Source organism: Olsenella sp. AGMB03486, from assembly GCF_040884255.1.
GTDB lineage: Bacteria > Actinomycetota > Coriobacteriia > Coriobacteriales > Atopobiaceae > Olsenella_L > Olsenella_L kribbiana.
The window spans coordinates 103,084-115,648 of the sequence record NZ_JBEVTM010000007.1 but is presented as its reverse complement, the minus strand read 5'-3'; the positions used below and the strand labels follow the sequence as shown (position 1 = coordinate 115,648).

The window sequence follows — 12,565 nt, the reverse complement described above, 5'->3', positions numbered from 1 at the left end:
GGCGGGTTCAAGACGCCTCCCTGTTCCCGGTCTATCATGGCAGCGCCAAAAATGGCCTTGGCATTCAACCGTTGATGGATGCGGTGACAGGGCTGTTCCAACCGATTGGGGAACAGGGGGGCGCCGCCCTATGCGGCAGCGTTTTCAAGGTTGAGTACACCGATTGCGGCCAGCGGCGTGTCTATCTACGGCTATACAGCGGAACGCTGCGCCTGCGGGATACGGTGGCCCTGGCCGGGAGAGAAAAGCTGAAAATCACAGAGATGCGTATTCCATCCAAAGGGGAGATTGTTCGGACAGACACCGCTTATCAGGGTGAAATTGTTATCCTTCCCAGCGACAGCGTGAGGTTAAACGATGTATTGGGGGACCAAACCCGGCTTCCTCGTGAAAGGTGGCGCGAGGACCCCCTCCCCATGCTGCGGACGACGATTGCGCCGAAAACGGCAGCGCAAAGAGAACGGCTGCTGGACGCTCTTACGCAACTTGCGGATACTGACCCGCTTTTGCGCTACGAGGTGGATTCCATCACCCATGAGATCATTCTTTCTTTTTTGGGCCGGGTGCAGTTGGAGGTTGTTTCCGCTTTGCTGTCGGAAAAATACAAGCTTGAAACAGTGGTAAAGGAACCCTCCGTCATTTATATGGAGCGGCCGCTCAAAGCAGCCAGCCACACCATCCATATCGAGGTGCCGCCCAACCCGTTTTGGGCATCCATAGGACTGTCTGTTACACCACTCCCGCTTGGCTCCGGTGTACAATACGAGAGCCGGGTTTCGCTGGGATACTTGAACCAGAGTTTTCAAAACGCTGTCAGGGATGGTATCCGTTACGGGCTGGAGCAGGGCTTGTTCGGCTGGAACGTAACGGACTGTAAGATTTGCTTTGAATACGGGCTTTATTACAGTCCGGTCAGCACGCCGGCGGACTTCCGCTCATTGGCCCCGATTGTATTGGAACAGGCATTGAAGGAATCGGGGACGCAGCTGCTGGAACCTTATCTCTCCTTCACCCTCTATGCGCCCCGGGAATACCTTTCCAGGGCTTATCATGATGCGCCGAAATACTGTGCCACCATCGAAACGGTCCAGGTAAAAAAGGATGAAGTTGTCTTTACTGGCGAGATTCCCGCCCGCTGTATACAGGCATACCGTACTGATCTGGCCTTTTACACCAACGGGCGGAGCGTATGCCTTACGGAGCTGAAAGGATATCAGGCCGCTGTCGGTCAGCCGGTCATCCAGCCCCGCCGTCCAAACAGCCGCCTGGACAAGGTGCGCCATATGTTTCAGAAGGTAATGTAAAGATACATAATCGTCAAGACGGCAACAATCAGAAGTTATGGAGGGTAACAATGGAATATAGTAAGGAAGATTTAATGGAAGCAAAAAAGCAAATTTGGGGAGTGGGAGAGAACATGGGAACAGAGGAAAGTAAAAAAATCTGGGAGGAGAACGCACAATTTTGGGATAATGCAATGGGTGACGAATCTAATGAATTTCACAGAGAGGTAGTGCGTCCCAAAGTAACGGAACTTCTATCTCCGTGAGAGTAAGAACGCATTCAAATTCGTGCGGGAACTTTCCGTAGAACACCCAATCGACTTTATGGTAAGAACAATTAACAGCCGGAAGCTCGCACTCTCTGGGCAGGGAAAGTGCTCACGCAAAAACCTCTGGAAGTTCATTCAATCGTTCTGCTTTGATGAGGATGGCTACAAGAAGGGGTCGGACTGGGAGCAACTTTACAGTGACTTGGTCAGCTTCAAGCTAAATTACGTTGAGAGCTCCTCAATATGCTTCGACGACGGACATGGTATGTACCGAGATATCAGGACTATGTCTCCTGGCACGCAAACAAATATCCTTCTCGAGTACATCGTTCACAAGGATACGAATCTCCCGCTGCTCATCGACCAGCCGGAGGACAATGTCGACAACCAGACGATTTACAGTAAGATCCGGGGCTGGTTTAAGGATTTGAAACACTCACGACAAGTGATAGTCGTTACGCACGACGCAAATTAGATGCTAAAAATTTGTAATTAAGAAGGAGTGATTACATGAACAAAAATATAAAATATTCTCAAAACTTTTTAACGAGTGAAAAAGTACTCAACCAAATAATAAAACAATTGAATTTAAAAGAAACCGATACCGTTTACGAAATTGGAACAGGTAAAGGGCATTTAACGACGAAACTGGCTAAAATAAGTAAACAGGTAACGTCTATTGAATTAGACAGTCATCTATTCAACTTATCGTCAGAAAAATTAAAACTGAATACTCGTGTCACTTTAATTCACCAAGATATTCTACAGTTTCAATTCCCTAACAAACAGAGGTATAAAATTGTTGGGAATATTCCTTACCATTTAAGCACACAAATTATTAAAAAAGTGGTTTTTGAAAGCCATGCGTCTGACATCTATCTGATTGTTGAAGAAGGATTCTACAAGCGTACCTTGGATATTCACCGAACACTAGGGTTGCTCTTGCACACTCAAGTCTCGATTCAGCAATTGCTTAAGCTGCCAGCGGAATGCTTTCATCCTAAACCAAAAGTAAACAGTGTCTTAATAAAACTTACCCGCCATACCACAGATGTTCCAGATAAATATTGGAAGCTATATACGTACTTTGTTTCAAAATGGGTCAATCGAGAATATCGTCAACTGTTTACTAAAAATCAGTTTCATCAAGCAATGAAACACGCCAAAGTAAACAATTTAAGTACCGTTACTTATGAGCAAGTATTGTCTATTTTTAATAGTTATCTATTATTTAACGGGAGGAAATAATTCTATGAGTCGCTTTTGTAAATTTGGAAAGTTACACGTTGAGCTCGGGCATCCTGGCCGAGCCCTCCTCGTAGCCGGAGATGACCGCTATGAGCACCGTCTCGTCGCCGTCCGTGGCCACGATTGGCGCGTCCTCGCAGTCGCATGACCAGCCGTCGCCCGCGTGGACTTCGTATCCCCTGTGGGCGAGGTAGTCTCTCACGACGCCCTCGCACGTGGCGACGAGACTCTCCTCGGTCACTGCTGCGGCGCTCTCTGTCTTCTCGGTCATGGTGACCTCCCTAGGACGTGGGAAGGCCCTTTGCCCTCCCTCGCCCAACGAGCGGCAAGGCCCGCGTGGCGGGGCGGCGCGCCCTTGCGGGCGTGGCGCGGCGCCGACCAGTCGCGCGGGCCGTCAGGGAGCGGGAAGAGGTGCTTGCTCCCTGTGCCAGCGTATTGGGCGAGGGTGGGCTTGGAGGTGTCGGCGCGGAAGTGCGGCGAACTTCTGCACCGACCCGGTGCGGGCGCGCCGCTCGCCTCCGCGCCGGCTGGGCTTACTGGATGGCGCGAATGGCTTGCAGCCGAGCAGGCTGCTTTCCGTTGGCCATTGTCCCTCTCCATGAATCCGCTGCGGTTCGATTCTGGATCTGAGGACGATGGCCAAAAGCCCGGGAGGTCTTGGCTGCTCTCATACCTGCGCCAACAGCATGGCGTAATCTGAGGAACGGAGGCCAGTGGGATGGAACTGCTCCGTTCGACTCAAGAGATCTGCGGCTCTACTCGCAGCAGCATCATATAGCTTCTGGCGTCGACGGTTCTGTCCTGCAGGTGAGAAGAACGGCGCAAAGCAAGTTCGTCTGCACGAATCGTTTCCGCTCCTTATTCAGCTTCAGGATTCTTGTCTTTGTCTGCACGTGTGCGCCTGGGCAGAGCGGAGCTGGTATGATGCCTGCAGGACCACAAGAAGCCATATCTTCTGCAGGTACGGGAAAGGGGCACATGAAGGATCGTGATGCAGCTGGAGACGCTCATAAGGCGCAGTACAGCACGGGCGAGGAGATCGCGAACTCGGTGAGCCATGGGGTGGGAGCGCTCCTGTCGATCGCCGCGCTGGTCCTTCTCATTATGCGTGCCCTCATGCATGGTGGAGGGGTGCATCTTGCGGCAGCCCTCCTCATGGGGATATCGCTCGTGCTCGAGTTCCTGTTCTCGACGCTCTACCATGCCCTGCGTCCGAAAGCGGCAAAGGCCGTCTTCCGGATTCTGGACCACAGCGCCATCTATCTGCTGATTGCAGGAAGCTATGCGCCCTACTGCTTCATAACGCTGAAGGATGCGGGCGGCATCGCCCTCGGCATCACGGTATCGGCGATAGCGGCCGTGGGGATCGTCTGCGAATGCTTCCTGCGCGAGCGCCAGCCGAAGTGGGTATCTGCCCTCATCTATCTCGCCTTGGGCTGGCTCGTTATCTTCCATATCGGGGACATCATGCGGCTCCTGCCAGAGCAGGGATTTGCGCTGCTTGTGGCAGGTGGCATCTTCTACACCGTGGGCTGCCTCTTCTATGTGAAGAAGGGCATGCCCTACTTCCACTTAATCTGGCATCTCTTCGTGCTCGCCGGTGCTGCCTGCATCACGCTCTGCGCCCTTCTCTACGTCGTATAGCCAGCCTGCTGCTTCGAGGAGCGATTGACCACAAGACCGTGCATCCTGTGCGGGAACATTGAGGAATCTGCTTGTGGGCGAGAGGCCCGAAGAGCAGCATCTACGAGACTGCAACGAGCTTGAGATAAAAGCATGCCATCCTGCAGACAGGAAGTCCCGCAGGATGGCATGCATTGGGATGGCGAGCGATGGGTTCGCGCTACGCGTTGATTTTGTCTGCAAGCACGACATCCTCGAGGATCTGCGCGGCGCAGGTCACGCAGGCCGGACAGGGCATGAGGACCTTGCCGGTGCCCTGGCCCTTGATCGTGCCGCAGCGGGTGGAGCCGACTGCCTCGTTGAAGCGGTTGACGAGCTCACGGGACACGCCATAGGTCTTGGCCTTCGTATGTGGCGCTTCGAGATTGCCGTCGCTTGTGGCAAGGCCTGCAATCATGCAGGCACCAGCAACGGCGCCGCATGTCCCTTCCATGCCGCCCATGCCGAGACCAAGGCCTTCGGCTGCACGGAACATGGTCTTTTCGTCGACCCCGAAAAGGTCGCAGTACGTGCAGGCAACAGCCTGCGCACAGTTATAGCCACGGCGGTGGCGTGCCGCAGCCTCCTCGACTCTGGATTCCATGATGGTGTCCTCTCGCTTCAGTGGGCCGAAGGCAGGCTGCCTTCGGCCCATAATGCCTGCCACCATCCTACTACTCACGTCAGCCGCATCTGAAGCGGACTGCGGCAGCAGAACGCCTCCTGGCATGTCTTGCAGGAGGCGTTCTCATGAAGCTCTGAAAGAGATGCTATTCATCGTGGGGGATGCCCTCGATCGGTGCCCATTTGACGCCTGGAAGCGGACGCGTCATGCCTTCAACCTTCTTCTGCGTGCCGGCAGGATCTTCGACCCAGTTCCTGTAGAACTCGAACGGGCACTCCGGTGCGCCATAGCGCTCTTCGCCTGAGTTGATGGTGCCGGTGTAGCCGCGATGCAGCAGCTTGTAGAGGTGGTTCTGCGACTGCCAGTTCTGGCGGGCATCGCGGATGGCAGAGATCGAGAGCTGCGCGTACTGGTAGCCGTAGTCCTCGGTGCCTGTCATTCCGAGGATATGGCCATCGAAGCCGCAGATGGAGCTGTGTCCGAAGTAGGAATAGACGCCGTCGAAGCCGGTTGCGTTGGATACGGCAGCATAGACGTTGTTGCACCATGCCATGACCGGCACGACATTGACCTCTTCCTGCTTGGCGGGATACATGTAACCCTGGGAGCGGATGATGAGCTCGGCTCCGCGCATCGCGCAGTCGCGCCAGATCTCGGGGTAGTTTCCGTCGTCGCAGATGATAAGAGAGACCTTCATGCCCTTGGGGCCTTCGGAGACATAGGTGCGGTCTCCCGGATACCAGCCTTCGATAGGCGTCCAGGGACTGATCTTGCGGTACTTCTGGACAATCTCTCCTGTGTCGGAGATGAGGATCAAGGTGTTGTAGGGCACCTTCTTCGGATGCTCTTCATGGCGCTCGCCAGTAAGGGAGAAGACGCCCCAGACATGGTTCTCGATGCAGGCCTTCTTGAAGATGGCGACCTCAGGCCCATCGACAGTCGTGGCGTTCGCCATCATCTCATCGAAGTCGTACATGATGCCGTGGGTGCTGTATTCCGGGAAGACGATGAGGTCGAGGCCAGGCAGGCCGCTCTTGAGCCCCTTGATATAGTCGGCGATCTTCTGGCAGTTGGCTAGGATTCCTGCCTGGTCGTGAAGCCTTGGCATCTTCCAGTTGACGACAGCGACACCGACGGTGTCCGCGCTCGACGAGATATCCCCATGGTTCATGGATGACTCCTTCCCAAGCGATGCAGCATGAAAAGCCTGCCTGCAGGACCTCTTCCTGCTTGTCGCAATCATCTGCTTCTGGCATGTACGGAATGTAACCAGTGCGCGGCCTGGAGGTTGCGGGATGGCAAGAACGGTGTATCAGGTATAGGCTCTTTCGGCAATGCGCAGGGAAGCTGCCGGGCCATCATTGCAGGGCTCCGGCTAGCTGCGGCAGGACAGCCTGCCCATGAGCTGCCTGCGTGCAATTGCTACGAGATCCTTCCTGCGGATACATCTGCCTTCGGCTTTCCGGATCAGCTTGCAGGGTGTCTCGGAGGTGTGCCCCAGGGCTCTATGCACAAGGAAGCCATCCTCAACGACAATCTCCAGCTGGTGGATGAGGCAGGTAAGGATGCACTCATCCAGGCGGTGACAGCCTATCCCTCGATGCTCTTCGTGCTCTGTGGCCGCTGCCCGCTTCCGGGATGGCTAGCCGAGTATGAGCTTGCGCCAAGAGCTCACGATCGAGCCTGAAGACCTGCGGCTTGACGGACCCTGCGTCGTGAACCTCTGCCGTGAGCGAGGCATCGATATCGCGCCTGAGGATGCATAGATTCTGGCGGAGAGCGCTAAGGGCTGCCCGCTCATGATCGAGCTTGCGATGAACGAGATGGAGCGTACGGCCCGCATCAAGGGAACGCATCCGCATTTCACTCAGGAGATACTGGAATCCGCGAAGCTGTGTTTCTTCGTCTCTATGCAGGGGAGCGTCTTTGCACCACATCCTGCAGAGGAGCGCACGCTTGTCCTGAACGTTGCTCCGTTCGAGCGTTTCGATATAGGCCTCGCGCAGGCGCTTGCCGGCTACAGCAACGCCAAGAGCGTGATACGCCGCCTCCAGCGGACAACCTGCATGTTCAGCGAAGATGACATCGGTCGAATCAGGCTCTGGCAATCTTCCAGGACTTCCTGATCTGGAAAATGAAGCAGGAATGGAGCCCGGAGGAGCGCGAAGCGCTCTACCTCAAGGCGGCAGCATACTTCGAGAAGCAGCATGATGTCGTCATGGCCGTACGCTGCTACGGCCTCTGCGGCCGCCATGCCAAGGTCATCCAGCTCCTCGAGCGCCATGCCCATGAAGATTCCCGCCATGGGCATTTCCGCGAGCTCGAGCCCTGCTATCTTGCGGTTCCCGAAGATGAGGCACAAGACTCTCCTATCCTTATGATGGGCCTTTCCATGGTCTCATTCCTGAGGGCCGACTTCGACGTGTCCCGCTCATGGTATGACCGACTCTGTGCCTATGCAGCATGTCCTGGGCATAGCTTCGAGAAGCAGAAGCAGCTCGAGGTTGATATCCGCTATCTCGATATCGCCTGCTTTGTCCGCTCGGCTGACTCTGTCGTCGATCTCATGCCCCTGATTTACCAGGACATGGATGAGGATGAGCCTGCCTACCGCAGCTTCACCTTCTCCGCACAAGCGGACTTCCTTCCATCATCAATGGCGGCTGTAGCTTCAGCGCCTGGACGCCCGACGATGCCGCGCTCTATCGCGAGTTTGCAAAGCCGGTCGAGCGTGCATTAGGAGCTGATGGCGTCTGCCTTCCTGACTGTGCCATTGGCGGAAGCGCCCTTCTGTGTGGCGAGGATGTGCATGCCAGGATGCTGGACATCACGTCGAAGATCCAGGACATCTATCTCCATGGCTCTCTCGATGTCGAGTTCGCTGCGACAGGACTGCTTGCCCGCACGCAGGTGACCTATGGCTCTGCTGAAGATGAACGCCAGACCATACTGAAGATCAGGGAGAGCTTCCTTATGCGTGGCGAGGACTTCCTCATCCCTAATATCGATGCGATGCCTGCCCCGTGGCGACGTATCTTCGAGCGCTGCGAGCATGCGATCGACCTCATCATTCTCGAAACGATCACAGCCATTGCCATTTCCCCAGATAGAAGAAGAGGGCGGCACCTATGAAAGCCCTGACGGTGAGGGCGGAAGCTGGCGGGAGCCGCTTGCACGGGCGCTGGCCTCTGCTTACCGTTTCAGCTTCGTGCAGCCTATTGCCACCTTCGGCATCGCAGTGCTTCCCCTGCTCCAGGAGTCGGAATGGAACGAGGACCCGAAGTTCCTCGCCAGGACAATCGCTTTCGCACGGCAGCAGTCGACGTTCTATCCGAAATTCATGCAGCCTCCAGTGAAGCACGAGCGTCCCCTCACGCCGACCGAGAGAAGGTGCTCCGCCTCATTCCGCAGACCTCTCGAATGCCGCTATCGGCGAGATCCTGGAAATCAAGCTTCTGACCGTGAAAGCCCATGTCTCCCATATCATGCAGAAGCACGGCGTGACGACACGTGCCAAGGCGAAGGCGGCTGCACGGAAGCTGGGGCTTGTCTAGGGGCAGATGCACCGCCTGCGTGCCGGATATGCGCCAGATTTCGCATCTTTCGTCTATGCTGGTCTTGAGAGCGAAGGGACGGGTGCGATGGAGCGAGATCTCATCAAGATCAGCGAGATGGCGGGAATGCATGGCATATCGCGCCAGACGCTCATTCTCTACGACCGGAAGGGGCTCCTGAAGCCAGCCTATGTGAACGGGAGCGGCTATCGCTTCTATAGTGCAGACCAGATACCACGGCTGCGACTCATCTGCCTTCTGAAAGAGATGGGCGTGACGCTTGCGAAGATCGAGGGCTTCCTCGATGCGCCTTCTTCCTCTGGCATGCTCTCGCTCATAGATGAGCGCAAGTGCGCTGCCGAGCAGAAGATAGAAGAGCTCGAGCTCCAGGTCGAGGAACTCACGCAGCTCTCGGGCATCTACGAGCACATGGATGCAAAGCTTGCAGATGCTGGCCTGCCCCATATCGAGTGGCTGCCGAGACGCCGTGCTGCTTTCGCGCCATATCCGGATGCCGAAATGGATGAACGGAAGCTCCATCTCTCGCTCATGCATGCCTGGGACCAGGTCCTTGATGCAGGCCTTCTGCCTTCGAAGGGCTTTGGTTCCCTGCTTCAGACAACAGCGCTCAGAGGAGATGCACCGCTTCAGGGGGCAGGCAGCATCGTGCTTCTGCCCAGGAATGATGTGGCAGAGGAGCTTGAGACCATCGAGCTCCCTGAAGGCATCTATGTGACGCTCTATACCTCGTCCATGCCATATGATCCGAAGCCGGCAGGCAAGCTTCTTGCCTGGATGGAAAAGCATCGCTTTGTGCCGGACAGACAGGTCGTCTCCTGCTGCCTTCTCGATGCAGTGATGAGGCCCGAGGGGCAGGATGCCGATTTCTGCCGCCTCGAGATCCGCATTGCCGATGGAGTCTGAGGAAGAGTTTCCGAGATCTTCCCTTGACCCGATACCTGGTATACACCGCTATGCTTTCCGCTGACAGGCAGGAAGCCAGAAGGGATGATGCATGATGCCAGATATCCATGACCTCAGAAGCGCGCTCGACTATCTCAAGGACCAGCCAGGACAGCTGCTCGTGACCGATACAGAGGCCGACCCCGATGCAGAGATTTCGGGCGTCTATCGCTATGTCGGCGCAGGCGGCACGGTCATGCGTCCCACCAAGGAAGGCCCTGCCATGCTCTTCAACCACGTGAAGGGCTTCGATGATGCGCGTGTCGCTATCGGCCTTCTGGCAAGCAGGAAGCGTGTGGCCAATCTTCTGGGGCTCGATGCAGAGCATCTGGGCATCGAGATGGCAGAGAAGCTCAAGCACACGATTGCCCCTGAGATGATCGAGGAAGGTGCACATGTCGACTGTCAGGAGCAGGTCTACCGTGCAGACGAGCCTGGCTTCGACCTGAGAAAGCTCGTGCCGGCGCCGACGAACACGCCTGAGGATGCTGGCCCCTATATCACGATGGGCCTTGCCATGGGCACCGATCCTGAGAATGGTACCTCCGATGTGACAATCCATCGCTTCTGCATCGAGGGCAAGGATACGCTCGCGATGTTCATCACGCCGGGCTCCCGCCATCTTGGCGCCTTCCTCGAGAAGTACAAGAAGCAGGGGAGAGATATGCCGATATCGATCTCCATCGGCCTCGACCCTGCAGTCTATATGTGTGCCGGCTTCGAGGCGCCGACAACGCCGCTCGGCTATAACGAGCTCCAGATTGCAGGAGCCTTGAGAAACCGTCCGGTCGAGCTCGCAAAGTGCCTCACGGTCGACCAGCGCTGCATCGCGAATGCGGAGTATGTGATCGAAGGCTATCTCTCCTGCACGGATACCATCCAGGAGGACATCAACTCTCATACAGGCAAGGCCATGCCTGAGTTCCCGGGATATACGGGAGATGCCAAGGGCAACGTGAATGTCGTGCATGTGACGGCGGTCACGACGCGCACGCATCCGATCATGCAGTCCTGCATCGGCCCTTCCCAGGAGCACGTGTCGATGGCAGGCATCCCGACCGAAGCATCCATCTACCGCATGGTCGAGGCTGCCATGCCAGGACGCCTCCTCAATGTGCATGCCGCTCCCTGCGGAGGCGGCAAGTTCGTCGCAATCCTGCAGTTCAGAAAGTCTGCCGAGAGCGATGAGGGCAGGCAGAGGAATGCAGCGCTTCTTGCCTTCTCCGCCTTCTCCGAGCTCAAGCATGTCTTCCTCGTCGACCCTGATGTCGATATCTTCGATATGTCCGATGTCATGTGGGCTATGACGACAAGGTTCCAGGCAGATACCGACCTCATCACAATCCCTGGCTGCCACTGCCATGTGCTCGACCCCTCGAATGATCCGGCAATGGATCCCTCGATACGGGTCCACGGCATCGCCTGCAAGGCAATCTTCGACTGCACGGTGCCCTATAGCCTCCAGAACCGCTTCATCCGTTCGCAGTTCCTCGAGATCGACAAGCAGAAGTGGGCAGACGAGCTTGCGTACTGATTGCATGGAAGGGAGCAGAAGCATGAAGCGCATCATTGTCGGTATCTCCGGGGCCTCAGGAGTAGAGCTGGGACATCGTGTCCTGGAAGCGCTCCATGCTCTGCCCGGCATCGAGACGCATCTTGTGATCTCCGAAGGGGCACGCGATATCTTCAGGCGGGAAAGCGATGCGGATATCGCCGACGTCGAGGCGCTTGCAGATCATGTCTACGACAATCACGATATGGGTGCCGCCATCTCGAGCGGATCCTATATGACCGACGGCATGCTCGTAGCTCCCTGCTCCATGAAGAGCCTGGCGGCCATTGCCTGCGCCTTCGACGACGATCTTCTGGTACGCGCTGCTGACGTCTGCCGGAAGGAAGGCCGCAAGGTCGTTCTCGTGCCGAGGGAGTGTCCGCTATCTCCTGCGCATCTGAGGAACATGCTGCAGGTGGCCGAGGATGGCTATACGGTCCTTCCGCCGGTGCTCTCCTTCTATAATGGGGCGAAGACGACAGACGAGCAGGTCGACCATATCGTGGGGAAAATCCTCATGCAGTTCGGCCTGCCTTATGACAAGTTCCATCCCTGGGAGGGATAGCATGCTGGGCTCTGTGGATGAAGCCGGCGATGACCGCCTCGTGCTTGTGGACCTCATGGACAGGCCGCTCGGCTCTTCCACAAAGACCGAAGTACATAGGAGCGGCCTCCTCCACAGAGCATTTTCTGTGCTGCTCTGGCGAAAGACTGAGCAGGGGACAGAAATCCTGCTCCAGAAGAGGGCGCAGGGGAAATACCATTCAGGCGGCCTCTGGACCAATTCCTGCTGCTCGCATCCGCGGTATGGCGAAGAGCTCGGAGAAGCAGCCGTGCGCCGGCTCAATGAGGAATTGGGACTTCCAGCAGACGCTGTCTCGGGCACAGAGGATATCGGCACCTACGTCTACCGCACCGTCTTTGCTCAGGACCTCATCGAGTATGAGTGCGACCATGTCTTTCTGGCTCGCTGCTCAGGTCAGCCACATGCAGACCCGGAAGAAGCGGAAGAGCTCAGCTGGGTGCCGCTTCGGCAGACAATTGATGAGGTGACTTCCCATCCTGAGCGCTTCACCTCATGGTTCCCAGGAGTACTTGCTCTTGCTGCATCGCACATAGCCTGATAGATCTGACATCCAGGCACATAGCTGAATATCAGGCGTGAATTGCGCCGCCACAGAAGGCGCGGCATGAGTGCGGAGCCAATCTGTAGAGTGAATCAACATCGGCTAAAGACGATGCTCTTGAGCTAGACTGAGCCAGACAGAGGAAGGCTATGACAAGGTTCCTGAAGGGCGCCAAGCGGTCCGGTTCTGCTGGGTATTATGGATCTTCTGGGCCCTGCCTCTGCTCAAGAGATGCTAATCTGAGAGCAGCCTGAAAAGGCATCGCCTCTGCAAGAGATAGAG

At 56.3% G+C, this 12,565-nt stretch carries 13 protein-coding genes and 3 pseudogenes; 13 read left to right on the top strand and 3 right to left on the bottom strand.

Features of this window, described 5'->3' with window-relative positions; genetic code table 11:
• The 4 genes and pseudogenes from ABVS03_RS05375 to ABVS03_RS05360 all read left to right on the top strand — a co-directional run.
• The coding region (locus ABVS03_RS05375; RefSeq protein WP_368018325.1) for a tetracycline resistance ribosomal protection protein Tet(W) at positions 1-1,304 on the top strand (1,304 nt) is incomplete at its 5' end.
• Between the two features lie 50 nt (positions 1,305-1,354).
• Positions 1,355-1,546, top strand: a pseudogene (locus tag ABVS03_RS05370) (class I SAM-dependent methyltransferase); the annotation flags it as partial.
• 516 nt (positions 1,547-2,062) lie between these two features.
• Positions 2,063-2,800, top strand: a complete 738-nt coding sequence (erm(B), locus tag ABVS03_RS05365; RefSeq protein ID WP_002321849.1) for a 23S rRNA (adenine(2058)-N(6))-methyltransferase Erm(B) — start codon at positions 2,063-2,065, stop codon at positions 2,798-2,800.
• Positions 2,745-2,867: pseudogene (locus tag ABVS03_RS05360) on the top strand (rRNA adenine methyltransferase); the annotation flags it as partial. The gene erm(B) and the pseudogene ABVS03_RS05360, both read left to right, overlap by 56 nt.
• Here ABVS03_RS05360 and ABVS03_RS05355 read toward each other — a convergent pair.
• Positions 2,832-3,071: a hypothetical protein gene (locus ABVS03_RS05355; RefSeq protein WP_368018329.1), complete on the bottom strand. Its 240-nt coding sequence runs from the start codon at positions 3,069-3,071 to the stop codon at positions 2,832-2,834. The pseudogene ABVS03_RS05360 and the gene ABVS03_RS05355 overlap by 36 nt on opposite strands.
• 707 nt (positions 3,072-3,778) lie before the next feature.
• On the opposite strand from ABVS03_RS05355, the gene ABVS03_RS05350 reads away from it, so the two are divergent.
• Positions 3,779-4,444 carry a hemolysin III family protein gene (locus ABVS03_RS05350; RefSeq protein WP_368018324.1) on the top strand — a complete coding sequence of 222 codons (666 nt, stop codon included), beginning with the start codon at positions 3,779-3,781 and terminating at the stop codon, positions 4,442-4,444.
• A 199-nt stretch (positions 4,445-4,643) separates the two neighbouring features.
• On the opposite strand, the gene ABVS03_RS05345 is transcribed toward ABVS03_RS05350, so the two are convergent.
• Positions 4,644-5,066: a C-GCAxxG-C-C family protein gene (locus ABVS03_RS05345; protein WP_368018323.1), complete on the bottom strand. Its 423-nt coding sequence runs from the start codon at positions 5,064-5,066 to the stop codon at positions 4,644-4,646.
• A gap of 166 nt (positions 5,067-5,232) precedes the next feature.
• Positions 5,233-6,258 (bottom strand): aliphatic amidase, encoded by a 1,026-nt coding sequence (locus tag ABVS03_RS05340; RefSeq protein ID WP_368018322.1) that lies wholly within the window; start codon positions 6,256-6,258, stop codon positions 5,233-5,235.
• Between the two features lie 628 nt (positions 6,259-6,886).
• Here ABVS03_RS05340 and ABVS03_RS05335 point away from each other — a divergent pair.
• From ABVS03_RS05335 to idi, 8 genes and pseudogenes are all read left to right on the top strand, one after another.
• Positions 6,887-7,213 (top strand): hypothetical protein, encoded by a 327-nt coding sequence (locus tag ABVS03_RS05335; protein ID WP_368018321.1) that lies wholly within the window; start codon positions 6,887-6,889, stop codon positions 7,211-7,213.
• Between the two features lie 8 nt (positions 7,214-7,221).
• A complete protein-coding gene (locus ABVS03_RS05330) occupies positions 7,222-7,827 on the top strand; it encodes a hypothetical protein (RefSeq protein WP_368018320.1) in 606 nt (201 codons plus the stop codon).
• A gap of 77 nt (positions 7,828-7,904) precedes the next feature.
• Entirely contained in the window at positions 7,905-8,219 is a 315-nt protein-coding gene (locus tag ABVS03_RS05325) for a hypothetical protein (protein WP_368018319.1), read from the top strand.
• Positions 8,220-8,506: 287 nt separating this feature from the next.
• Positions 8,507-8,641 (top strand): annotated as a pseudogene (locus ABVS03_RS05320) (LuxR C-terminal-related transcriptional regulator); the annotation flags it as partial.
• An 87-nt stretch (positions 8,642-8,728) separates the two neighbouring features.
• Positions 8,729-9,565 (top strand): MerR family transcriptional regulator, encoded by an 837-nt coding sequence (locus tag ABVS03_RS05315; RefSeq protein ID WP_368018318.1) that lies wholly within the window; start codon positions 8,729-8,731, stop codon positions 9,563-9,565.
• A gap of 91 nt (positions 9,566-9,656) precedes the next feature.
• Positions 9,657-11,138, top strand: a complete 1,482-nt coding sequence (locus ABVS03_RS05310) for a UbiD family decarboxylase (RefSeq protein WP_368018317.1) — start codon at positions 9,657-9,659, stop codon at positions 11,136-11,138.
• A 22-nt stretch (positions 11,139-11,160) separates the two neighbouring features.
• A complete protein-coding gene (locus ABVS03_RS05305) occupies positions 11,161-11,721 on the top strand; it encodes a UbiX family flavin prenyltransferase (RefSeq protein ID WP_368018316.1) in 561 nt (186 codons plus the stop codon).
• A gap of 1 nt (position 11,722) precedes the next feature.
• Positions 11,723-12,280, top strand: a complete 558-nt coding sequence (idi, locus tag ABVS03_RS05300) for an isopentenyl-diphosphate Delta-isomerase (RefSeq protein ID WP_368018315.1) — start codon at positions 11,723-11,725, stop codon at positions 12,278-12,280.
• The last annotated feature ends 285 nt before the right edge of the window (positions 12,281-12,565 follow it).